The organism is Leptospira kirschneri serovar Cynopteri str. 3522 CT (assembly GCF_000243695.2).
GTDB classification, from domain to species: Bacteria; Spirochaetota; Leptospiria; order Leptospirales; family Leptospiraceae; genus Leptospira; species Leptospira kirschneri.
In genome coordinates this window covers 64069-87949 of record NZ_AHMN02000013.1, presented here as the reverse complement: position 1 = coordinate 87949, position 23881 = coordinate 64069, and the positions used below count along the sequence as shown (strand labels likewise).

The following is a 23881-nucleotide window of genomic DNA, read 5'->3' as shown; positions in this document are numbered from 1 at the left end:
TCTAAAATTTAACTGTATTTCAAAACGCCGTTTTAAGACATCATAAAAATTTTTAGTAGAAAACACTCTTTCTCAATTAGGAGACTTGGAAAAATCTTATTTCTAGAGTGCTACGTATAAATCCATACAGATTACGTCGCTTAGTAGACTTATTGACTTTTTGAACCGTTCTTTCACAATTAAAAATTGTAGTAGTTCCCACAAAAACCATCACATTGTATGAATTTACAAGTTTTTAGTATTATAGTTTGTGTATGAGTTCCCACATTTTTGTGATAATCGTAAACTGAGGTTTATACAAAAATTTGATTGGATAACGGATTCTTCTTGGATTTATAGAAGTTTCTTTTTTTTAAGCTGTATTTACTTTTATAAACTTTTTAATATTTAAAAGTATAAGATAATTCTAATAAACGATTGTGAGTGGTAGTATCTTCTATGGCGCCCGTCATACGATACAACCTCGGAATTACAAGAGCTGCGATCACAACCCCTCCGTACTTAGTTTCGAAAACGTTTCCGCTAGGACCTTCCTTGTTTAAAAGATTGTCCATCATACTTTTTTTATCATTATTATTCATCGCAAAATAATAAGCAAGTCCTCCGATCAACAAATCGCTAAGAAGATAAAAAGAAGCCCTCATCAACGTATCGCTCGAAGTATAAATGGGAGACTTGTGGGAATTATAAATTACGGACAATGCAGGAGAAATTAAATTCAATCCCTGAGATATGATATGAGATTTTTTTTCTAATTTTTCGATTTTATCTTCGGATGTCGTAGTTGTCGCGGAACCAACTCCCATGGCGTCTTTTTTTTGTAATTCTTCTTTAAAATAATTTCGAAACGATTTCTCCATTCCGTATTTCGGAGCTTCTATTCTTATGATACTTACGTTATCCCGTTTTGCAAACTCTCCCAAATAAATATCAAAGGAATATCTGGAATACCAAAGATTTGTATAATGATATTTGAATCCTTTTGTCTTCTTGCTGAATTTTACGGAACCTTCCGCGAATTTGTTTAACGCGGCCAAAATTTTCATATTATTCTCTTCTATATTTCCCTCGAGTTCAATTACTTCGGACGCAAAAACAGAATGATACGTTAGTAAAAACGGGACCGTTATCAAAAGGAATCGATGATACCGATTCACTGAATTTCACCACCTTTAATATAAGCGATCAATAACATGATGGAATTGTAACTAACGTGCGCTGATATGGAATACCATATATTTCCGGTTTTCAGATAAAAAAGTCCGAAAAACATTCCTACAAAACTAAGAAGAATCGGAACACTAACCGAAGTCTGTTCACTGTAATGAACCAATCCGAAAACAACCGAAGTAAAAAGAAGACCTGGAATTTCCAATCCTCTTCCTTGAAATTGTCTCAGACAAAATCCTCGAAAGAAAACCTCTTCCACGATTCCAGTAATCAAACCGACGCTATAAATAGACCAAAGCAATAAAGAACGATTTCCTTGCATTTCCTTAAACAGAGCTTCTTGAAATTCGTTTGGAGTTTGTTTTCCAAAAATTTTAGTAAGAAAAAAACCGAAGACGATCACAAATAAAAACACTAAGGCCCCAAGGCCCGCACCGGTAAACATAGTCTTGAGATTGAAAGGATCGCTGAGGTTGGTGTATTCTGCTTTAAAAAATCGAACCAAAATGAAATAAGCAGGAAGTATAAAACAAAGAGCCCAAATCAATCGATCCACAATCAAAAGCCACGGTTTTTCCTTTACCATCACTTTTATATAACTCTGATGAATTTGTTTAGTATTGGTTTGAATTTCTTTCTGAAGTTTTTCGATCTTCTCTTTATAAATCTCAGCTCTTGTCTCACCATCCAAGTAAGGAAAATCATCCGGTAATTCTTTCGAAACTAAAACGGTAATGACGATCGAAGTTGCAATTAAAGGAAGGAACACATACGTTCCAAGAATCAAAACGAGAAGTTGTTGAAAGGCGATTAAAATCGGTTCGAAAGGTTTCTTTTGCGAATTGCCAATATTTTCTAAGGATTCCATTGGATCGGGAGTCTCGGTTACAAGCATTTCTGTCTCTTTTTTTGCGTCATTGTTTTTTTAGAATCAGCCGATTCTACACGTATAAGACCATGAAACCTTCTCTCAGGTATCCAATTGAAATCGTACTATTTCTTTTCACGGTTCTTTTTTTTAACAATCGAATCGATTCCAGTCAAAAATCGGAACTTTTGAAAAACTTAGACTATAACAATCAATCCGTAAAACGACTTAGGGAAGACATTAAAAATAATCTGAAAATTTCTATTTCCAATTTAGAAAGATCAGAATTAACTTCTCTCGAATTTTATAGATACGTCGTAAAAAAAGAAGACAACTTCTTTAAAATCATGGCTAGAACCGGAATGGATATAGATACGATTTCATCGGTAAATAGCCTCGCTTCACCTTATGATATTTATACCGGAATGGAACTTTTGATTCCTAATATGCGCGGCATTTATGATTCGAATGAAACAGAAAACTCTCTTTTAGTTCGGAAAAAACTTTCCAAAAAATACAAACTTGCGGAGAAGTTCATTTCTTTTGATGAAGATAAAAAACTTTGGTTTATCCCAGGAAAAGGACTTCCCAAAGAAGAAAGATCTTTTTTTTACGGAGTGGCATTTTATCGCCCATTAGGAGACGAAGGAATTATCTCTTCTCGTTTCGGAAAAAGGAAAGATCCATTTACTAGAAAAGAAACCTTTCACGGTGGATTGGACATGGCGGCAGAAGAAGGAACTCCGGTTTATGCTTCCGCTGACGGAGAAGTTTCTTTCTCCGATAAAAAAGGAGGTTATGGAAATTTGATCATACTAGGTCATAAACTAGGATACGAAACTTTATACGGACATCTAAGTTCTATATCTGTTCGTCCGGGCGAAAAAGTACGTAAAGGTCAAAAGATCGGAGAAGTCGGACAAACCGGAAGAGCAACAGGAAATCATTTACACTTTGAAGTCAGAAGATTCAATCAAAGACAAAAACCAATTTTTAGAGATCATGCTTAAAAGAATTATAATATTCCTTTTCGTTCTAATTTTTCTTTCCTTATCCCTCTTGGTTTTTTTATTTTCACATTCGAGAGAAAATACAAACGAATCTATCACGGATTCTCCTTTTGATCCTGGAAAAAATAATTATCTTTTGGAATCGGAATGGATTCATAAGGAAAATCTAAACCAACCTTACGCAATCGCAATAGACACCCGCGGTTATGTTTATACTGGAACCGCAGATCATAAAATCGTACAAATCCGTACCAACGAAAAGATAGAAACCTTCGCCATTCTTTCAGGAAGACCTTTAGGAATGGTATTTGATTCCCATGGAAATCTTTTGGTTTGTGTGGAAGAAGTCGGAATTGTAGAAATTCGCAAAGACGGATCGCAAAAAACTCTCATCTCTAAACTTCCAGACGGTTCACCTCTTCGATTTCCACATGGGATTGACATCTCTAAAAACGGAAAAATATATTTCACAGTTTCTAGCCAATCGTATTCATTGCGGGAATCTTTTTTAGAGGAACTTTTTTCTCGCCCCAATGGAATGATAGTAACAGCGGATAAAAATCTTACATTAGAAATTTTGAATCAAGATTTGTATTATCCTACTGGAATTGCATTGTCTTCCAACGAAGAATTTTTACTCGTGTCGGAGCCGTTTCGACATAGAATTTCCTCGGTTCCGTTATACGGTTCAAAAAGAGGTGCGGAAAAATTTTTTCTTACAAATATTCCCGGAATTCCCGCTTTGATCAGCGGAAACGGCGGTTTTTTCTGGGTCGGAATTCCATATCATAGAAATGAAATTTTAGATAAAACCCAAGAATATCCCGAAATTAAAAATCTGCTGACTGGTTTACCTGTTTTTCTTTTTGGAAAAAACATTCCGCGAGGTTTGGTATTTGCTCTAAACGATTTTGGGGATATTACAGCCAATTATCAAGATTTTTCGGATTCTTCAGTTGCAGGTATTACCGCGGTTTTAAACCACGCCGGAAATATTTATTTAGTATCTTCGACCACCGGAAAAATCGCAAAAATGAAACCGATAATCGAAGAAATTCAATTTTTCTAATATTATAATTTTTACATGGATCCAAGTGCTTCTCTAAATCTTTCAAGAGGAAATCTGTTTACAAAGTCTCCGAATTTTTCGTCGGAGTCTCCTTCGTTTTTCCAAAGTAAAAAGGCCTTTTCCAATTGAGCAGGAATATCTGCGAGTGCAACTTTTTTTGCAACATACTCCCCTACTTTGGTTCCTTCCGAATCGGCTCCGAAAAACAAAGAATATTTTCCTCCGGCTTGTTGACCTACAATTCCAACTTCTGCGGAATAAGGTCTTGCACATCCGTTCGGGCATCCGGTCATACGAACCACAGGAGCTCGGTCGCTGAGTCCCAGTTTATCCAAAACTTTTTGAATTCCGTTTAAAACTTCCGGAAAAGAACGTTCCGACTCCGTTAAAGCAAGCGCACAGGTAGGAAGTGCAGGACAAGCGAGCGCACGATCGTAAAGACGAGAAGGACTTTTCCAGGATACATTCAATTCTTCTAATCTTCTTTCTATCTTCTCTTGATCCGATTTTTGAATTCCGATCAAAATCAAATCCTGATCGGCAGTAATTTGAACCGATAATTTATAAGTACCGACAATTTCCTTTAAAGCGGATTTCAAAGGTTTACCTGGAAAATCTTTGATTCTTCCAGCAAGAGTATGAAATCCTAAAGAAAGAGTTCCATCTTGTCTTTCATTCCAACCTAAATAAGAAGGAGTTTCCCAATTCGGTAAAGGTTTATCCTTATCTAGTTTTACGTTGGAACGAGATTCGACTTCCGATTGAAACCACTCCACTCCTTTTTCCGCAAGGACATATTTTAAACGAGCGTGTTTACGATTGGTCCTATCTCCAAAATCTCTATGTGCAGTTACGATCGCTTCCGCCACCGGTATCAACGCGTTTTCAGGAATCCAACCTAAAAGACTTGCAGCACGAGCAAAAGTTTCCGGTTTGTTGTGAGTCATTCCGAAACCGCCTCCGGCAAACACAAAATAACCGTCGATTCTGTTTCCATCCGAAGAAAGAGTCGCCGCAAATCCCATATCGTTTGCATAAATATCCACGGTATTATTTCCAGCAAGAGTAACCGCAATTTTAAATTTTCTAGGTAGATACGTTTTACCGTAAATTGGATCTTCTTCGTCCTTGTTGAGTTGTTTGTCGCCTAACCATACTTCTGCGTAAGCGTTAGTCTTATATTTAAAATGATCGGATAAAATTTGGGAAACTCCGTCTAACAGTTGTAATTCTTTTTTACCGAGAGGATTTACAGCTTGAGTCACGTTACGCACAACGTCTCCACAAGCTCCCATACTGGAAAGATTCACTTCGTGGATCGCTTTCATAACGTCTCTAAGATGAAAAATTCTTAATGTATGAAGTTGAACCGATTGTCTGGTCGTTAGACGAATGGCCCCACCTCCGAATTTATCCCCCAACTCGTCCCAAACCAAGTACTGTTCCGAAGTCAACCTTCCTCCTGGAATTCTTCCTCGAATCATAAAACTAGTAGGAGCTTCTATATCGTTTCCGTTTTCATCTTTTTTTCGATCTCTATCTTTTTGCTGATAAAGTCCGTGAAACTTAAGTAGTTGTTTCTCGTCTTCATCATAAGTATCTATGTTTTGGTCTAAACCTTCTGCGATTTTTCCTCTTAGATTATTTGAGTTTAACTTTATATCTTCGACGGGTGATAGTTCTTTTGCTTCTGACATGATTTGGATTTTTCCTTTTTCGAGTTTATAATTTCATTATATTCTTTTTGAATCGGCTGGAATTTTAAAATAATCATCCTTGAGAGTTTGTAATAATTCTTTAAGAACTTTTCTTCTACGTTCCGGATTTGGTAAAATCGATTTTAATTCTTTTCTTAATAGCATAAGTTCTTTAAATTCTTCTTCGTGTTCATCCGGGATCAATTCCTCCAAAGTAGTTTTTACAACCCCGGAGATTCCCGCAAAATTTCCTTCCGTAGAAATTGCGACACGAATCGGACCTCTATCCAAAACCGCAGCGGAATAAAAATCGCAGTTAGTGGGATCGTCGGAACAGTTAATCCAAATTTTCCAAGAATGAGCATAATCGCTCAGTCTCCGATTTAAATCCGTATCGTTGGTCGCGGAAAAAACGAGGGCTCTCCCCTGAAGATCCGCAAATTCTACAGATCTATATTCTACCTTAATTTCCGGATGTTTTTCTAAAATTTGCGCAACTTCCCTACAAGTTTCCAAAGCGATCAGAGTAATTTTCGCACCGGAATCGATCAAATGAGGAAGTTTTTCTAAGGCGACTTTTCCTCCACCAATTAACAGAATATTCTTATTTTCTAAATTAAGAAAAGCTGGATATTTACGGCTCATTCTTTCCCCCTTGGATTTCGGAAGAAATTTGCCCTAAAAAAGATTCTTTCGAAAACTGAGAAAAGGTCAAAGTCGGTTTTTCATTTTCCAAAAATCGAACCACTTTTCCGATGTAGATAATTCCGGGCCCCTTGGTCTTTTTTTCTAAATAAGAATTTGCGGCTTCTTTTAAAGAACAAACTTGAATATTACAATTTTCTAAAGAAGCGTTTTCGACAAGTGCGACGGGTAAATCGGCCGAACTACCGTGTTTTAAAAGTAGGTCCGCAATTTTCGGAAGGGAAGAAGTTCCCATAAAAAGCGCAATGGTTCCTTGAAACTTCGCAAACCATTCCCAATCGGTATTTTCGTTTAAAACGGTATGACCGTCCATGATCAAAACCTGGCGGGACAAACCTCTATGAGTCAAAGGAAAACCCGCAAAAGAAGAGCCTGCGTTTAAAGAACTTACGCCTGGAACGATTTCATATTTTATATTATGATTAACTAATGTAATTAATTCTTCACCGCCTCTTCCAAAGACGAAAGGATCTCCGCCTTTCAGACGAACCACATTTTTCCCTTGAAGTGCATAGGAAAGAAGAAGTTCGTTGATCTCTTGTTGAGTCGCGGAATGTGCTCCGGATCTTTTTCCTACGTAGTGAACGATTGCGGACTTTGGAAAAATTTCGAGAAAAGAAGGATCCAAAAGCGCGTCATATAAAATGACTTCGGCCTTGGTCAAAATCCGATACGCACGCAAGGTCAGATCTTCCGGATTTCCTGGTCCTGCACCGACAAGATAAACCTTACCCAGACAAAAATTTTTGTTCGTATCGGCGTTTAACATAAATTAGGTTCCAACCCCGGTAATCATTCCAGCACCCACGGTAGAATTAGTCCCTTCGTCCACCAAGATAAAACTTCCCGTAGAACGATTGATTCTATATTCGTCGAAACTCACAGGTTTTGCAGTGCGGATTTTGATTTTTCCGATTTCGTTTAATGTAAGTCCTTTGGAAGCGTCTAATTTTTCGTGAGTATCCGGAGCAATTTTAAATTCTATTTCTTTTACGATCGCCTTTACAGCGTTAGTCGTTTGACGCAGAATATATTTATTTCCGGATAAAAGAGCTTTAGAGTCCATCCAACAAATATTTGCTTCTAGATCTTGGGAAACAATTGGAAGACCTTCCGATAAAACGATCATATCACCGCGAGAAATATCAATCTCATCTTTTAAACGGATTGTAACAGACATAGGAGGAAACGCTTCTTTTACTTCTCCGTCATACGTATCGATAGATTCGATTGTGCTCGTAAAACCACTTGGAAGAACCGTGATAGAATCACCCTTTCTAAAAATACCACTTCGAACCTGACCTGCGTAACCTCTATAATCGTGATGTTCATCGGAAAGAGGACGAATTACATATTGAACGGGAAAACGTGCGTCTTCTATATTCTCGTCGCTTTCGATATAAACTTCTTCAAGATGATTGAGAAGAGTACGCCCATCATACCAGGAAAGATTTTCAGACTTGTCGACTACGTTGTCTCCGTTGAGAGCACTGATCGGAATAAATTCAATATCCTTAATATCTAAACGAGATGCGAAATTTAGATAATCCGCTTTAATCTCTTCGTAACGCGTCTGTGAAAATTCCACAAGGTCCATTTTATTGACACAAACCACAAGATGAGGAATTCTTAACATAGATGTAATGTAAGAATGACGATAGGTTTGTTCGATTACACCTTTTCGAGCGTCTATCAAAATAATCGCCAAATTAGAGTTAGACGCTCCAGTCACCATATTCCGTGTGTATTGAACGTGTCCAGGTGCATCCGCGATGATGAACTTTCTTTTAGGAGTGGAGAAATATTTATAAGCGACGTCGATCGTAATTCCCTGTTCTCTTTCGGCTTTGAGACCATCCGTTAAAAGAGCCAAATTGATCTGGCCGTTGTTTCCACGGGCGTTTTTTTCAATCGCTTCGAGCTGATCTTCAAAGATCGATTTGCTATCATAAAGAAGTCTTCCGATCAAAGTGGATTTACCATCGTCCACACTTCCTGCAGTGATAAAACGCAATAAATCCATCAGAAGTATCCCCCTCTTTTTCTATCTTCCATAGCGGCTTCGGAACGTTTATCGTCTAGTCTAGAACCTCTTTCGGTGGTCCGAGTCGTTTGGATTTCGAGGATAATATCATCTATGTTATCCGCTCGAGAATCGACCGCAGCAGTACAAGTCATATCGCCGACCGTACGAAAACGAACGATCTTGTCTTCCACACGATCGTTCGAGTCGATCGTGATGAATTTTGAAACCGGGAAGAGTAGATTCTCGCGGTATATGATTTGCCGTTTATGAGAAAAATATAATGAAGGAAGGGCGATGTTTTCTTTACGGATGTATTCCCAAACGTCTAACTCCGTCCAGTTGGAAATTGGAAAAACACGAACATTCTCACCTGGACTAATTTTACCGTTATAAATGTTCCAGAGTTCGGGTCTTTGCAGCTTCGGGTCCCACTGACCAAACTCATCGCGAACTGAAAAAACTCTTTCTTTTGCCCTTGCTTTTTCTTCATCTCTGCGAGCGCCTCCGATACAGGCGTCAAATTTGAATTCCGCAATCGTATCTAAAAGGGTCACGGTTTGAATTCCGTTTCTGCTCGGAAATTTTCCTTTTTCCTCAACGGCTTTTCCCTGATCGATAGAATCTTGAACGTAACGAACAATCAATTTTTCGCCGATTTTGGAAGCGAGTTCGTCTCTAAAATCAAGAGCCTCTTGAAAGTTATGGCCGGTGTCAATATGAACGAGTGGAAACGGAAACTTTCCGGGACGAAAAGCTTTTAATGCGAGATGTACAAGCGTGATCGAATCTTTTCCGCCGGAAAAAAGTAGAGCAGGTCTTTCAAACTGAGAAGCAGTTTCTCTAAGAATATAAATTGATTCCGCTTCTAGTTGTTCGAGATGTGTAAGTCTAGATCTATTCATGGTTGAATTCATATTGCTCTTTTAGGACCGGATTTTTGACGAACTAACTTACCGTCGACGACGTGAAGCCCACATTCTTGGTTGGATTCTTCCCACCACCATCTTCCGGCGCGAATATCTTCTCCCGGTTGAATTGCTCTTGTACAGGGAGCACACCCGATGGAAGGAAAACCTTTTTTATGAAGCACGTTAGTCGGAATCCGATAAGTATCTATAAAATCTTGAATACGTTCCAAAGACCAATCTAAAAGAGGATGATACTTGAGTACGTTTCGAGAAGAATCGAGTTCTACTTTTGTGAGAGAATTTCTAGAATCAGATTGTTCAGAACGAATTCCTGTAATCCAAAGTTTGGTTCCGACTAACGCACGATTGAGCGGCTCCACTTTTCGAATATAACAACATTCTTTTCTGTTTTCAACTGAGTCGTAGAAACTATCGGGACCTTTTAAGCTGATTAGATTTTGAACCGCGTTTGTGTCGGGAAAATAAGTTTCGATTTTTTTACCATAACTTGCGTTTGTCAATTTATGTAGATCGTAGGTTTCGTTGAAAAGGCGCCCCGTATCTAAAGTAAAAATTCTAATTTTAAGATTTCGGGAGAATATAACGTGAGTGATGACTTGATCTTCAAGACCCAAACTTGTAGAGAAGGCGGCGGTTTCTCCATATTCTTTATTGATCCATTCTAAGGCGTCTTCCAGATTCAAAGGAGCAAGTTTTTGTTCCAACTCTTGCGCATTCATGTTCGTGATAACCTAAGTCTTGAATGGTAGGTCTACGCATCCAGCTTGATTTTATAATTGATCCAAGAAATATTCAAATTTAAGAAAAAATGGAGCTATTTAACTACCAAAGTTTTATATATTGGATTTTTTGTAAACTATATTTGATATGAAGTCATTTTTCCTTACATTTTCTCAGTCTTACTGGAAATTTATAGATTTGAGGATTCACTTTTTTGAGGTTTATGGAAACTCTTAATTTTTCTCAACATTAGAACCTCTTTAAAACTTGGACCTTTTGTAAGATGTAATAAGTTTTCCAACAAAAACTCTAAATCTAGAAATTGAAGTTTTTCAAACTTAGGGAATATTCCGAGTTTGATTTGAATAGCCTACCAATGGGAACAAAATCAAAATTTTATAAAAGAAAAAGCGAGTCAGGCTTAGCCGCTCCGACTAAAAACCTTCAAGTTACCTCTAACGAGACAACTGCTCGTATCTTTAACTCAGTAAGAGATTTTTCAGATCCATTCGCAAAACAAAAAGTCGCATCTGAACTTTACAGATCGATTCTTAAAATGTGGGAACTACCACCATAACCAACCCACAAGTTGAATAGGATTTTAGAATAAGAAGGCTCAAAAACGCACATTTTTCAAGTGTTCCGACAAGAATGAGTCTTTTTACTTGCAAAAAGCATGTTTTTCTGATAGAGAAAAGTCTTCCGAATTTCTCCACCTCCGCCCCCACCCAAAAATAAGGGCGGGAACTCAGTTTTACAGAGGATTTGTCGTAATTCCCACAGATTTAATATTGAGATCTAAATACTTGTGGGTAAGGTTATGGCTCCCTAAGGGTCGCTCTGCAGGTCACGTTAAAGAACTCAGTTTTACAGAAGATTTGTCGTAATTCCCACAGATTTAATATTGAGATCCAAATACTTGTGGGGTTGGTTATGACCACAAATCGCTATTCTAAAAACAAATTCTAAAATTGTAGGAACTCATACTTTTAGAAAATTCTTTCTCATTTTTTATGTAGAACTTACGTTAACTTACTTTTGATCTTCTTCGAAAACATATCTATCAACTAACACTAAAATAGAACAAATGTAAAATAGTCTAACACAGATTTTTTCTTTACGTTATTCGACACACAATCTTTACTGAAATTTCAAATCTATATATAATTTTGAGTGAAGTCCCCAGTATTGTCCGATTCAAAGTTAAAAAATCGGAGGAACGAACCTGATCATCATTAAAAAGCGGTGTTGTGAAAACCGGCTAACACCGGACACAAGTTCAGTTAGATTGATCAAATCAGGACGTACCGCTAATACAATGTCAGTGCGTTTTTTATTTCATTGAGGGGATTTTATGCGTAAGATAGCCATTATTGGTTCAGGAATAGCAGGATTGATGACCGCCCATGACCTACTGAAACATGGGTATGATGTAACCCTCTATTCAGATCGGAGTCCGGAAGATTGGCTGAACAAAAGTCGTCCAACCGGAATCGCCGCACGTTTTGAATCATCTCTTGCCTATGAAAGGGAATTAGGATTGAATCATTGGGATAAGAACTTCCCACCTATCGAGGGAGTGTATCTTATTTTCTCGATGCAACCTAGGATTCCATTTATCATTTTGGCAGGACGCCTTTCGGAGAATGGCGCGGCGATCGATGTACGTTTGCAATCGTATCACTGGATGAATGATTTAGTAGAACGTGGTGGCAAACTCCGCATCGAAAATATCGATATTCCTCGTTTAGATGCAATCAGTGCTGAAAATGATTTGACGATTGTCGCAGCAGGTAAGGCCGAAATCGCCAATCTGTTTGAGCGGAACGAAGCCCGTAGTGTTTATATGAGACCTCAACGCAAGTTAGCGATGGTAGTTGTTAAAAATACTGGGAATTTTGAGAAAATTCCGTATAACCCGGTTAAATTCAATTTTATTGGGGATCATGGAGAAGCCTTCTGGATTCCTTACTATCATAAGTCGGTCGGCATGACGTGGAACCTGCTCTTCGAGGCGAAGGCAGATGGTAAGATGGATAAATTCGCCAATGCAAAATCAGGCGATGAAGTTCTTGGTATTGCCAAAAATGTGATCAAGGAACTGTTTCCCTGGGATTATGATTGGTTTAAGAACGCCGAATTGGCGGATGAAAATGGCTGGCTGATTGGCGCATTGACTCCCATCGTGCGTAACCCTGTTGGAAAACTTCCATCGGGACGTATCGTAACTGGTGTAGGAGATACCCTCACAACACTTGATCCCATCGCAGGGCAAGGTGCGAACAATGTCTATCGTATGGCAAAGAATCTGGTTCAAAACATTGTGAAGCGCGGTGACGGTACATTTGATGCCGCCTGGATGAATAATACATTCGAGGAATACTACGAGAAATCCGGTAAGGCGACGATTGATTTCACCAATCTATTGCTTGAACCGATCACGGATGCCGGTCGCCAACTACTCATTGCACAGTATGGCAGCAACGGCGTGAATCTTAACGGTCAACAAATTATCGCCAATGCTTTTAGCGACAATTTTGCTGACCCTACTTTCCTCACCAGTTATTTCACCGACAGTGTAAAGGTTCGCTCTTTCATCAGTGAAAAAACAGGACGCCACTGGTTACCACATACGGCAGGTAGTTTATTGAATGTAGTGCGCGATCAAATACGACAAAAAATCGGCATGACTCCCGGTACCGGATATTGGTAGTTTGTTAAATATTATAAACCGAGCATTTAGTTTTCTTACGAGATACATCTAAAATTTCCCACTTAATCGTTTTATTAAATCAGCCGGTTTATGACGTGTAGTCTGGGAATTTTTTGTATAGTTATTCATTGTGTTTTTGGAACTTTATAGTGAATGTGAGAGTTCCCGCAAATTAAGTCTTATTTCATCTACTGTGCGATTTTGTAGATGGTTTTTCTAGGAAATATTGCAGTAGTTCCCACACTTTCAAAGGAACTCGTTTAACTATAAATCCACATTTGTGAGAATTCCCACATCTATTTTTTTTACGAAAAAATTGACCTATGATAAAACGAATTTCTTACACCAAATTCACGTTAATAAGATACTTCATATTCCCAAAAAACCCAAAGAAAGCTTCAATAAAAATAGATCTTCATTTCCTACCATGATCACAAAATTACGATTTCATACTTTCTTTTGGAATTTTATAAAAGTTTTTAAATATAAAAAGTTTACACTTGAATTAACTACTCAAACGCATAAAAATAATACTGCTTTATGTGTTCGAGTAGTAATAAACTTCCAATACAAACCTGTACAAGTTCGAAAATTACCTATTCTATCAATATATTAATAATTTATTATATTAAAACAGCTATTTTTAAATAAAACACAATCTATCAATTACCTTAGTAACCACAACAATCAATATAATGGAAAATTAAAGTGTAAGCAAGTTTAACATTTTGAATTTTTATAACTTCAAAACAAAAATAGTTGAAAAGTATTCCTTATAAATTTGAAATCAGACCATGGAAATCGCATCGATCCTAAAAGGATTTTTTAGAAAGAATTCAAAAATTTATATTTTATTATTCGGTTTTTATGGAAGTTCTTTTTTAGTCTTATTCCTAAACGAAGAATTCGGATTTCCTCTTATTACTTCAAAAAATTTCTGGATAAAAACGGTAAGTACATTAATATTATATGGAATTTTAATGTTCTCTTTTTATCTTCATCTTCCTAAAAACAGGAAAATCAGATTCCGTAAGGCAAAAATTATAGGTTTCTTTTTCGTTTTTTGGATTAGTTTAATGGTACTACATCTATCTAATTTTCCTTATGAAAGATTTCTATCCTATCTTCCAAGAGAATGGATTTTTTGGTCCTGGAAAGTTGTGAAACAATTTACCCACACACTACCTTTATTAGTTTTTCCGTTGTTATACGATTTTTACAGATACAAAACAAATCCGGTTCCGTTTGAAAAAAAGAAAAACCCTTCCTACTATCCGATTTTGATTCTTGCATTGATCATTTCTGCGATCGGTTCTTTTATTCCGGGCTTCAAAGAGTTTTATCCGAGGGCTCCGATTACAGACGAACGGCTCTTATATCATGCAACTTGGATCACTACTCTCGTTTTTGAAATTGTATATCTTTATACCTTTTACTTTACAGAATTCTTTTTTAGAAAATTTCTAATTCGGTATTTGAAAGTGGTAGGTCGTTATCACGCAGTTGGAATGGCTGCTTTAATTTACGGTATGGTACATTTTCAAAAACCAAGGGGAGAAATTTTAAGTTCTTTTTTTGGTGGTTTACTGATGGGTGCTTTGAGTCTTAGAACTCATTCAATTCGGGGCGGTCTTTATGCACATATCATACTCGCTGCGGGTATGGAATTTTTTGCAGGAATTTATATTTGGGATAAATTATTTTGAAAAAAAGAATAGAGTTGTTGAAAAATTCCATAGTTCAGTTTAACAAAACTATTTCAATTGCTCGTTTCCATGAAATAGAAACAGATGGAGAATTCATTTTTCAACAACTCTAATATCGATTTAAATGAAATCCATAAAAATTCAAAATTTTGAATATAAATTCCCGCGTTTGATCAAAATGAAACACGATTAAAAATAGAAAACAAAAAAAGATAAATACGTAAGTGTATTTTGTATGAAACAAAAGATTGGCGCTGATACATAAAAACCAAGGCGAATAATATTTAGAAATAACTGGTTTTTCTAATATAGCTTGATCTTTTTGGGAAGTAAAGTTTTCGTTTTTATAAAAGGATAAAGTCTTTTCTTTATCTAAAAAATATTTTTGAAATTCCCGAAACGCAAGTAAAGCAGTAAGAAACAAAAGTGTTCCCTGAATTTCCAACATTCCGGAAAATGAATAGTGCATAAATCCAGGGAATGATCAAAAAAAGTAAAATCAATTCTATAAACGTAAAGATAGAAACAGGGGTTCCGCCCGGACCGAATAAAAGTATATGATTAGGCCTCGGGAAAATTTCTCAATACGGGCCGAGTAGGAGAATCGAAAGTTAACCTAAGAATTTCAATCAGATCCAAAGACCGAAACGCTTCTGCAAATCGAATTGATGTGACTAGCCTTGCGTTTGGATCCCAAGTTAAAAAATTTTTGATAGGACAAAAAGATAGAAATTTCAGATAAAGTTTATGTAAATAAACTCCTAAAATAACGAATTGAAATAAAAAAAGGATTATAAAAACGTACATTACCGAAAAACCTCATGGCTTTGCAAAAAAATTACTACAATTTATTTCCAGTCAAGTATAAGCATTCAATTGGAATTTATTTTTTACTTTCAATCTTTTTCTCCGTTGGGGCCGAGAACCGGCCTTTCATCTTTCCAAAAGACCACTCCTTTCATCCTCGTTACAAAGTAGAATGGTGTTATTTCGTTGGAGTTCTTAAATCCACAGAAGGAAAACAATACGGTTACGAACTCAGCTTTTTTAAAGGAATTTTCGATAAAAACAGAGAAGCCTTTCCGGTTCATTTTGCAATCTCCGATTTGGAAAATAAAACACATACGATCTCACAGACCGTTGAACGTAAGTTAGGTGGAATGGCCGGTTATGATTCGAAACAAATCTTCAGCGGAGATTTTATTCTTAAAATTGAAAGTAACTCAAAATTTCATCTGATCGCAAAACCAAAACATTCTCCAGAACTTTCTTTGGATCTAATTTTAAACGGAGATGACTCCAAAATACTTTTACACGGAGACAAAGGTAAATCGGTCAAAAGTAGAACCGATCCGAATTTTTATTCTTACTATTATAGTATTCCGCGTCTTTCTACTCAGGGAGAATTGATTTTAAACGGAAAAAAAATCCAAATCAAAAGTGGAAATTCTTGGATGGATCATGAATGGAGTAACCCTTTTCATTCGAATCTAAAAACGGCACTTTCCGATCCATCCAATTCCTGGGATTGGGTCTGCATTCAACTCGAAGACGGAAGCGACATTATGGCTTTTAATTTTAGAAAAACGATACATTCAAACTCTGAAAGTTTTGGAACCATTCGTTTCAGTTCCGGAAAAAAAATATACTTTGAAAAAGAAGGCGAAGTTCGATTCGTTCCTAATTCTTCCTTTTGGATCAGTCCAAGAACAAATCAAAAATATCCGCTCGTTTGGAATCTTTCCACTCAAAAAGATTCGGAACTTCATCTTACAATCGAACCTTTTTTTGAAGATCAAGAATTTGATTCCCGTTCTACTACCGGCTTTAGTTACTGGGAAGGTGCAGTAAAAGTCAAAGGCACTCGTTCAGGAAAGTCAGTTCAAGGCACCGGTTATTTAGAATTAAAAGGAAGCAGAAATTTAAATTGAAAACAAATCGATTGAATTCTCTTAACAATTAAGATTCTTTTTTGAAAAAGGCTTTGTCTTAGGATCCGATTTCTTGAAACTGTTTTCCTGGAAATAAAATAATGAAAAAATATTTCCTTAAACGATTCCTTCTGATCATTCCTACATTATTGGGAATGACATTTATCGTCTTTTTGATTTCTCATTTTGCGCCAGGCGGTCCACTCGAAACCGAAATCGCAAAGATCAGAGGTTATGCGAACTCTCAAGGTGGAAGCGCCAAAACGATTTCAGAAGAAGAAATAAACATCATCAAAAAAAGATTACATTTAGATAAACCAGTAGGAATCGCTTATCTTTACTGGCTCAAAGAAATTCTGACCTTCAATTTGGGAGAATCCAGACTTCACACTCGATCCGTATCCGAACTAATCTTGGAAAAACTTCCGGTATCTCTCACATTCGGTCTTTCCGGATTTTTACTTTCATATCTGATCTGTATTCCTTTAGGAATTTCTAAAGCACTTCGAAATGGAGAACGTTTCGATATAACATCCAGTGGAATCATTTTAATCACGTATTCAATTCCGGTATTTGCGCTTTCAGTTTTACTTCTTTATACGTTCGCTTCCGGTGAATTATTATCTATCTTTCCTCTAGGTCACGAAGTTTCGGACGAATATGAATCTCTATCTTCTTGGGAAAAAGTAATCGATCGAATCGAACATATGTTTCTTCCGGTAATCTGTTACGTTTCCGGTTCGTTTGCAGTTCTCACTTTGCTTATGAAAAATTCGCTTTTAGATCAAATTTCGAAAGAGTATGTTCGTACAGCTCTTTCTAAAGGTTTTAGTTTTCAAGAAGCCATCTTTAAACACGCGCTTCGTAATTCTTTAATTCCAATTGCGACGGGTTTTGGAAACAACCTCAGTCTGATTTTTGCGGGATCTTTGGTGATAGAACTCGTATTTAACATAGACGGGATGGGGCTTTTAAGTTTTCAAGCGGTTACTGAAAGGGATACAGATCTGATGATGGGACTCTTATTTGTACAAAGCCTTCTTTCTTTAGTAGGAAATATTCTATCAGATTTTTGTTATATACTTATAGATCCGAGGATTCAATTCGAATGATCTTAAGCCCGATCCTAAAAAAAAGATTCCAAAAATTTAGGGCAAACAAAAGGGCTTGGTACGCTCTAAACATATTAATGATTTCTTATATAATTTCGTTATTTGCGCCACTCATAACGACCAACCAACCTTTGGTCATAAGTTATCAAAACAAATTGTATTTTCCAATTTTTTCTTTTTATCCTGAAACGAAGTTCGGAGGAGAAAATCTAACCTCTCCAAACTATAAAAAACTTTCTAAAAGAGAAGATTTTAAATCGGGTTCCAATTGGATTCTTTTTGCCCCGATTCCATACGGATATAACGAAGATAATTTGGAAAGTTTAGAAGAAGGAGAAACACCTCCATCTTCCCCAAACCGTAAACACTGGCTTGGAACCGACGATCGAGGGAGGGACGTCTTTACTCGAATTTTTTACGCGTATAGAAACGCTTTGAGTTTCGGACTTATATTAGTTTTTCTTGAACTATTCATGGGAACTTTGATCGGAGGGATTCAAGGATATTTCGGAGGAAAGACCGACATTCTGATGCAAAGAATGATCGAAATCCTTTCTGCGATTCCTTTCTTATATCTAATTTTGATCGTAGGAGCATTTTTCGGAAGAGGATTTACGGTTCTTTTGATCACTTATGGTGCGCTCAGTTGGATCGGAATTTCGTATTATATGAGAGGAGAATTTTACAAACTCAAACAATTGACCTATGTGGATTCCGCAAAGGCTTTAGGAGTTGGTTCCTTTCGAATCATGCTTCGACACATTCTACCAAACGCAATTACACCGTTAGTCACCTTTTTGCCGTTCACTTTGATAGGTTCCATTTCTATCTTAAGCGCGTTAGACTTTCTTGGTTACGGAATCCCCGCCCCGAATCCGTCTTGGGGTGAAATGATAGGACAAGGAAGAGAACGTCTCAGTGCTTGGTGGTTGATTACATTTCCATCTATAGCGCTTTTTTTGACAATCTTATTGACCTCGTTTATAGGAGAAGGTTTACGAGATTCCTTCGATTCCAGAGAAAAGGCGGTGTATGAATGACCGATTCTTCTATTCTCCAAGTTAAAAATTTTTCACTCGATCTTTTTTCCGAAAATCGATGGCTTCCCGTGTTACAAGATTTAAATTTCGAAGTAAAATCCGGAGAAATTTTATCTTTGATTGGAGAGTCCGGCTGCGGTAAATCTCTCACTTCTCTTGCACTGACTAAATTAATTCCTTCTAATATTTCTAAAGTAAAGTCTGGAGAAATTTTATATCAAGGAAAGGATCTTTTAAAACTTTCTTCGGAAGAATTGAGAAAATTCAGAGGAAAAGAAATCGCGTACATCTTTCAAGAGCCTTTTGCCGCTCTCAATCCTTTATTAAAAATCCAAGATCAAATGATCGAAGCGTATCTGATGCACGTTTCGCAAAACCGAAAAGAAGCCGTTGAAAAAGCAGAGTTTTTACTTTCTTCGGTTGGAATTACAGACATTCAACAAAGATTATATTCTTATCCGAATCAGATGAGCGGTGGAATTTTACAAAGAATCAGCATTGCGATGGCACTTATGTGTGATCCGTCTCTTCTTATTGCGGATGAACCCACGAGTGCAATCGACGTAACCATTCAAGCACAACTGGTTGAACTTCTTTTAAGTCTTCAAAAACAAAATCGGATGTCTATATTATTCATCTCACATGACTTCGGACTTGTAGGAACAATCGCGGATAGAATCGTAGTAATGTATGCGGGAAGAATCGCCGAAATCGGAGACACCGATTCGGTCATTGATTCACCTAATCACCCTTATACGAAAGACCTACTAAAATCAATTCCATCTCTTGCAAAATCCGTAGAAGATCTACAACCGATTCAGGGAATTGTTCCTTCTCCGGATCAATATCCCTTAGGATGTCATTATTCCACTCGTTGCCAAATAGCGATCAATTCGTGCAAAGAAAGTAAGCCTGATTTATTTCCCATACTACGATCCGATTTAAAACCACATCTTTCGGCTTGTTTTTTGGCAAAAGACTCGGATAAAAGTTCATGATTAGAATTGAAAATCTTACAATCTGTTATTATACGAAGTCCGGATTTGGTTTAAAAAAAAATCGAATTGTCGCAGTAGACGAAGTTAATCTTGAAATCGGAAACAACGAAATTATAGGGCTCGTGGGAGAATCCGGCTGTGGTAAATCCACATTAGGAAGAGGTCTTGTAAAATTATTAAAACCAGAATCCGGATCAATTTATTTTGAAGGTAAGGAAATCACTTCTTTATCTTCCTCCGAGTTTTTTCCTTTTAGAAAAAATATTCAGATCATATTTCAAGATCCTTATTCTTCTCTCAATCCTAGAATGACAATTGCAGAAATTCTAATGGAAGGTTTGGAAATTCACGAAAGAACATCCAGGGAAGAATCAGAAACCAAGATCAAAGAAATATTAGAAAAAGTGAATTTATCCTCCGATATTCTTTCTAGATTTCCACACGAATTCTCCGGAGGACAAAGACAAAGAATCGCGATCGCACGCGCCCTCGTTTTAAAACCTAAGTTTGTCATTTGTGACGAATCGGTTTCCGCCTTAGACGTTTCTACAGGCACACAAGTATTAAAACTTTTAGTCGAATTAAAAAACGAATTCGGCCTTTCCTATTTATTCATCTCTCACGACCTAGGTGTGGTAAAATCGATTTCAGATAGAATTGTAGTTATGTATTTAGGAAAAATCGTAGAACTCGGTAATACAAAAGACATCGTATCTTCTCCCTCACATCCTTATACAAAAGCGCTTTTTCAATCCACGTTTGACGTATATGATCGAAAAAAAAATAGAATTCCTCTCAAAGGAGAAATTCCAAGTATAGTCAATAAACCTACGGGTTGTCATTTCCATACTCGGTGTCCAATTGCTCAAGATTTATGCAAATCCGAGGTTCCAATTTGGAAAGAAATTAGAAACGGTCAAAAAGTATTGTGTCATTTTCCAACAGATTAAATTTGATGAAATTTTTCAAACGCATTCAAGAATTCTTATATACCTATCGAATTAGATTTCTTGTGATAATTTTGATTCAAACAATTGCGATCATTTCCTTTACGTTAGTTCCTCTTCTAATTCGTCAGGACTTTTACAAGGATTTTATTCTTACTGCAATCGAACAAAAAACAGGTTTAGAAGTCAAAGTAGGTTCTTCGGATTTAGTTTTGTTTCCGTTTCCGGGAATCGAGTTGAAAGAAGTTCAGATTCGTAAAGAAGAATTGATCATTGGAATCAGCGATCGTATTAAAGTAGACATTTCCTGGTTTGGTTTATTAGGTCAGAAAGTAGAAATTAGAGACGTTTATATTTCCGGTGGAAAAATCAATCTTCATAAAAACAAAGATGGCTCCGTGGATCTGATCGAGTTTTTTCAGCAAGATACAGAAGATTCCGAAAACTCAAATCACATTCATACTATTAGAATTTTTGATCCCTCTTCCACTGTCGAAAGTTCTTCGTTCAATCTGAAAGAAGTTTTTAAAGTCGGATTAAAAAACGTTGAGATCGAAAATTTTTACGTTCACTATCAAGACGATACTCATCAAAAAACGTATGAAATTTATCTTTCAAATTCCGCATTGAATATTTCTTTTTACGGAAACAATTTCGCTCTAACCTTACAGGGCAAATTAGACAGTCAAAGTTTTCAAATTTATGGAAGTGCTAACTTAGACGAGTTTCCTACAACTTACGAAAATTCTAAATTTCAGTCTACGATTACTTTAGATAAATGTTCTCTTTCGATTTTTAGAGACTTATTGACTATTTTTCCAAACGCCGATTTTTCAAAAACGATCCTAAATGGGACGATCAAAATCGATAAAGTTCCTAATCGATCTATTTACTTCAATGTTATCGCACAAGCGAAAAACTTTGCTTATAAAGGAGGAAATCCATTCGGAGACATTAAGGTAAATATGGAATTCAGGTTGGATCTTCCAAATAAAAAATTAGAATTTCCTTATATATCGATTCTCTGGCCTGGAATCGCAGAAGGAAATGCAAAGGGGACGGTTTTATGGAACTACAAAACGAACGTTTCCTTTCAAGTCACAGCAAACTATCTGGATTATCACAGTGCACTTCGGTTAGGAAAACTTTTTGAATTCACTAAAAAATTCGACGATCCAAATAGACCCAATGGTGTTTTTTATTTCAGTGCGGATCTCAAAAATGTATACGCGTTAAAACATAGAATTCCAGTTTTAAAAGCGGAATTAAAATATAGTTATCCTTGGATTCATATACCTAGTTTTCATGCATATATATATAACGGAGAAATATTAGGAAAATCTAAAATTGATCCTTTCAAATCCAGGTTCGAAGTGCAAGGTGAAGTTTATAGAATCCAATCCGATCGAATTCTAATGCCTTACGTAAACGATCAAATCATCAACGGAGATATGTTCAGTAAGTTCAACTTTGTTACGGAAGTACATAATCGTTCTTCTGATTTTACTACCGAATTTTTCAGGAATATGGAAGGTTCCGGAAACCTCCAAATTCTCAACGGAGAATTATTCGGTTATGCAAACTTCACGATTCCGGTTTTAAACACTCTTGGAAAGATCATCTCATTTAACGGAATCGATGGTAGAAAAGTAGAATTTTCTTCTTTAAAATCTGATTTTACAATCGAAAACAATCATCTTTATTTTCAAAATCTAAAACTACAAGGTAAGGGTTTAGAAGCGGACGGAAAAGGAAATATCAGTTTTGAAAAAAACATAGACGTACTTATCAATTTAAGACTCGGTGGAAATATAGTTGGCAGGGCTTTAAAAATTCCTATCATTTATAAAGGAATTTTTAAACAATCGATTCCTTATATAGATCCAATCTGGTTGGGTTCGGTTTTTGCGGGAAGTACAATTCTAGCTCCGTTTTTTACTTTCGCAGGTGGACCATACGGAGGAGGAATCGCTGGTTCGGTCGTATCGGAATACGTTAGAGACGCTTGGGAAGGGTTTAAAAGTTTATTTTCATCTAAAGAAGAGAAAAAGAAAAAATAGCTTAAAAACATTAAGGAAAATTTATGAAAGCAAAATTATTCATTCGGATTGCATCGGCGTTGATGTTCGTTTTCGCTTTGGGTCATTCGTTCGGTCATTTTACAAGATACGAAACTTCTGATTCTCAAGCCTTAAATGCAATTTCTATAATGCAACAAACTAAAATTCCTATGGAAGGAGTTACAAAAACGTACGACCAATTTTATACAGGAATGAGTTTGAATTTAAGCATCGTATTGATTTCATTGACCTTACTTCTTTGGATTTTATCCAATTTTTCGGAATCGAATCCCCAAACCGTGCAAAAACTTTTGATTCCGATTTTATTTTGTATTTTCTGTTTTGGTATCACTGGTTTTACCTATTTCTTTTTTGTACCCGCCGTAGTAGCATCGTTAGGTGCTATTTCCGTTTTAGTTGGGATTATTCTTTTAGGAAAGGGTTAACTACGAATTTTGAATTTTTACATTCATAACCTTAGATTTTAGAAAATCCAATTTTTATCTATAAAACTGAATTATGTTTTTTACACTGACTCAGTTTAAAACGTTTTGTTTTTTCCGAAAAATTTTTCTATAAACCGTTCCGCTTAGAAAGTTCGCAGAACCGTTTCTGGTATGGACATTCTTTTATTGGATGACGGTCAAAAAATTGAGTCTGCTTTGGTAGAAGGTTCCGTTGAAACGGATTCTCTTTTGGTTCCAGATGTTTATTGGAATCGTTTGAATCTCCAGGAAAGAAAAGCGCTTCGTAACAAACTCCCTCTTTTACTGAGAAAATATTCTAAACAGATCGCCTCTATGAAGCGGCTTCATAACCGGGCGGGTAAAATCAAATACAATCGGGACGTTGGTAAAATGAAAAAGTTTAGTATTCGGGTTCATACTGGTGTTTGGGCTACTTTAGGTGTTTTAGCGGCGGCTCATGGAGTTTCGAGGTGTTATCTTTTTAATTATATGCTTTGGTTGGAGGAGCTTGGTGGAAAGGAAGATTTTTTTGTAAAAAGTTTAAACCGGGGAGTTCCTAACTTTCACTGGACTTACAAAATGATCTGGAAAATTGACAGGAGACAGAATCTAATTTCAAGAGAATTACAATTCGAACCGAACCCTATAACGAACAAATATCCGTACTATTTAACGTGAGTTCGGTATAACTAATGTGTAATAGTTCCTACATT

At 36.6% G+C, this 23881-nt stretch carries 23 protein-coding genes; 13 read left to right on the top strand and 10 right to left on the bottom strand.

Features of this window, described 5'->3' with window-relative positions; genetic code table 11:
- Positions 1-380: 380 nt before the first annotated feature.
- Complete coding sequence (locus tag LEP1GSC049_RS211215; RefSeq protein WP_004751629.1) at positions 381-1157, bottom strand: hypothetical protein; 777 nt, start codon at positions 1155-1157, stop codon at positions 381-383.
- On the bottom strand, positions 1154-2065 hold the full coding sequence (locus LEP1GSC049_RS211220; protein ID WP_004751521.1) for a CPBP family intramembrane glutamic endopeptidase: 912 nt from the start codon (positions 2063-2065) through the stop codon (positions 1154-1156). The genes LEP1GSC049_RS211215 and LEP1GSC049_RS211220 overlap by 4 nt, the downstream gene beginning before the upstream one ends.
- A gap of 62 nt (positions 2066-2127) precedes the next feature.
- Here LEP1GSC049_RS211220 and LEP1GSC049_RS211225 point away from each other — a divergent pair, with 62 nt between their 5' ends.
- Together LEP1GSC049_RS211225 and LEP1GSC049_RS211230 are read left to right on the top strand one after the other, a co-directional pair.
- Complete coding sequence (locus LEP1GSC049_RS211225) at positions 2128-3048, top strand: LysM peptidoglycan-binding domain-containing M23 family metallopeptidase (RefSeq protein WP_004751383.1); 921 nt, start codon at positions 2128-2130, stop codon at positions 3046-3048.
- Positions 3041-4117, top strand: coding sequence for an SMP-30/gluconolactonase/LRE family protein (locus tag LEP1GSC049_RS211230; protein ID WP_004751557.1), 1077 nt, complete (start codon positions 3041-3043; stop codon positions 4115-4117). Before LEP1GSC049_RS211225 ends, LEP1GSC049_RS211230 begins: the two co-directional genes overlap by 8 nt.
- Before the next feature lie 11 nt (positions 4118-4128).
- On the opposite strand, the gene LEP1GSC049_RS211235 is transcribed toward LEP1GSC049_RS211230, so the two are convergent.
- From LEP1GSC049_RS211235 to LEP1GSC049_RS211260, 6 genes are read right to left on the bottom strand one after another with little or no spacing between them, the layout of a single operon-like run.
- Positions 4129-5814, bottom strand: coding sequence for an NADPH-dependent assimilatory sulfite reductase hemoprotein subunit (locus LEP1GSC049_RS211235; protein ID WP_004751389.1), 1686 nt, complete (start codon positions 5812-5814; stop codon positions 4129-4131).
- A gap of 36 nt (positions 5815-5850) precedes the next feature.
- Positions 5851-6459, bottom strand: a complete 609-nt coding sequence (locus LEP1GSC049_RS211240; protein ID WP_004751525.1) for a precorrin-2 dehydrogenase/sirohydrochlorin ferrochelatase family protein — start codon at positions 6457-6459, stop codon at positions 5851-5853.
- Positions 6449-7288, bottom strand: coding sequence for a uroporphyrinogen-III C-methyltransferase (cobA, locus tag LEP1GSC049_RS211245; RefSeq protein WP_004751501.1), 840 nt, complete (start codon positions 7286-7288; stop codon positions 6449-6451). The genes LEP1GSC049_RS211240 and cobA overlap by 11 nt, the downstream gene beginning before the upstream one ends.
- 3 nt (positions 7289-7291) lie before the next feature.
- Entirely contained in the window at positions 7292-8542 is a 1251-nt protein-coding gene (locus LEP1GSC049_RS211250; RefSeq protein WP_004762253.1) for a sulfate adenylyltransferase subunit 1, read from the bottom strand.
- Positions 8542-9447, bottom strand: a complete 906-nt coding sequence (cysD, locus tag LEP1GSC049_RS211255; RefSeq protein WP_016561004.1) for a sulfate adenylyltransferase subunit CysD — start codon at positions 9445-9447, stop codon at positions 8542-8544. Before cysD ends, LEP1GSC049_RS211250 begins: the two co-directional genes overlap by 1 nt.
- Before the next feature lie 8 nt (positions 9448-9455).
- Entirely contained in the window at positions 9456-10193 is a 738-nt protein-coding gene (locus LEP1GSC049_RS211260; protein ID WP_004762277.1) for a phosphoadenylyl-sulfate reductase, read from the bottom strand.
- 323 nt (positions 10194-10516) lie between these two features.
- On the opposite strand from LEP1GSC049_RS211260, the gene LEP1GSC049_RS211265 reads away from it, so the two are divergent.
- The 3 genes from LEP1GSC049_RS211265 to LEP1GSC049_RS211275 all read left to right on the top strand — a co-directional run bounded on the left by LEP1GSC049_RS211265 (position 10517) and on the right by LEP1GSC049_RS211275 (position 14613).
- Positions 10517-10771 carry a hypothetical protein gene (locus LEP1GSC049_RS211265; protein WP_016748319.1) on the top strand — a complete coding sequence of 85 codons (255 nt, stop codon included), beginning with the start codon at positions 10517-10519 and terminating at the stop codon, positions 10769-10771.
- Positions 10772-11548: 777 nt separating this feature from the next.
- Positions 11549-12907 (top strand): FAD-dependent oxidoreductase, encoded by a 1359-nt coding sequence (locus tag LEP1GSC049_RS211270; protein ID WP_016748318.1) that lies wholly within the window; start codon positions 11549-11551, stop codon positions 12905-12907.
- Between the two features lie 794 nt (positions 12908-13701).
- Positions 13702-14613 carry a CPBP family glutamic-type intramembrane protease gene (locus tag LEP1GSC049_RS211275; protein ID WP_004751471.1) on the top strand — a complete coding sequence of 304 codons (912 nt, stop codon included), beginning with the start codon at positions 13702-13704 and terminating at the stop codon, positions 14611-14613.
- A 109-nt stretch (positions 14614-14722) separates the two neighbouring features.
- On the opposite strand, the gene LEP1GSC049_RS211280 is transcribed toward LEP1GSC049_RS211275, so the two are convergent.
- Both LEP1GSC049_RS211280 and LEP1GSC049_RS2000000228855 read right to left on the bottom strand, forming a co-directional pair.
- Positions 14723-15082, bottom strand: coding sequence for a hypothetical protein (locus LEP1GSC049_RS211280; RefSeq protein ID WP_004751427.1), 360 nt, complete (start codon positions 15080-15082; stop codon positions 14723-14725).
- Between the two features lie 92 nt (positions 15083-15174).
- On the bottom strand, positions 15175-15420 hold the full coding sequence (locus tag LEP1GSC049_RS2000000228855) for a hypothetical protein (protein WP_004767792.1): 246 nt from the start codon (positions 15418-15420) through the stop codon (positions 15175-15177).
- 14 nt (positions 15421-15434) lie between these two features.
- Between LEP1GSC049_RS2000000228855 and LEP1GSC049_RS211290 the strand changes: the two genes are divergently transcribed.
- From LEP1GSC049_RS211290 to LEP1GSC049_RS211325, 8 genes are all read left to right on the top strand, one after another.
- Entirely contained in the window at positions 15435-16544 is a 1110-nt protein-coding gene (locus LEP1GSC049_RS211290; protein WP_004758466.1) for a lipocalin-like domain-containing protein, read from the top strand.
- Positions 16545-16645: 101 nt separating this feature from the next.
- Positions 16646-17656: an ABC transporter permease subunit gene (locus LEP1GSC049_RS211295; RefSeq protein ID WP_004758483.1), complete on the top strand. Its 1011-nt coding sequence runs from the start codon at positions 16646-16648 to the stop codon at positions 17654-17656.
- Positions 17653-18696, top strand: a complete 1044-nt coding sequence (locus LEP1GSC049_RS211300; protein ID WP_004751488.1) for an ABC transporter permease — start codon at positions 17653-17655, stop codon at positions 18694-18696. The genes LEP1GSC049_RS211295 and LEP1GSC049_RS211300 overlap by 4 nt, the downstream gene beginning before the upstream one ends.
- Positions 18693-19694, top strand: coding sequence for an ABC transporter ATP-binding protein (locus tag LEP1GSC049_RS211305; protein WP_004751619.1), 1002 nt, complete (start codon positions 18693-18695; stop codon positions 19692-19694). The genes LEP1GSC049_RS211300 and LEP1GSC049_RS211305 overlap by 4 nt, the downstream gene beginning before the upstream one ends.
- Positions 19691-20644: an ABC transporter ATP-binding protein gene (locus LEP1GSC049_RS211310; protein ID WP_004751633.1), complete on the top strand. Its 954-nt coding sequence runs from the start codon at positions 19691-19693 to the stop codon at positions 20642-20644. Before LEP1GSC049_RS211305 ends, LEP1GSC049_RS211310 begins: the two co-directional genes overlap by 4 nt.
- A complete protein-coding gene (locus tag LEP1GSC049_RS211315) occupies positions 20623-22701 on the top strand; it encodes an AsmA family protein (protein ID WP_016750575.1) in 2079 nt (692 codons plus the stop codon). Before LEP1GSC049_RS211310 ends, LEP1GSC049_RS211315 begins: the two co-directional genes overlap by 22 nt.
- Before the next feature lie 23 nt (positions 22702-22724).
- Positions 22725-23147: an LIC_13387 family protein gene (locus tag LEP1GSC049_RS211320; protein ID WP_004751617.1), complete on the top strand. Its 423-nt coding sequence runs from the start codon at positions 22725-22727 to the stop codon at positions 23145-23147.
- 171 nt (positions 23148-23318) lie between these two features.
- Entirely contained in the window at positions 23319-23846 is a 528-nt protein-coding gene (locus LEP1GSC049_RS211325) for a DUF1564 domain-containing protein (protein WP_004758485.1), read from the top strand.
- Positions 23847-23881 lie beyond the last annotated feature (35 nt).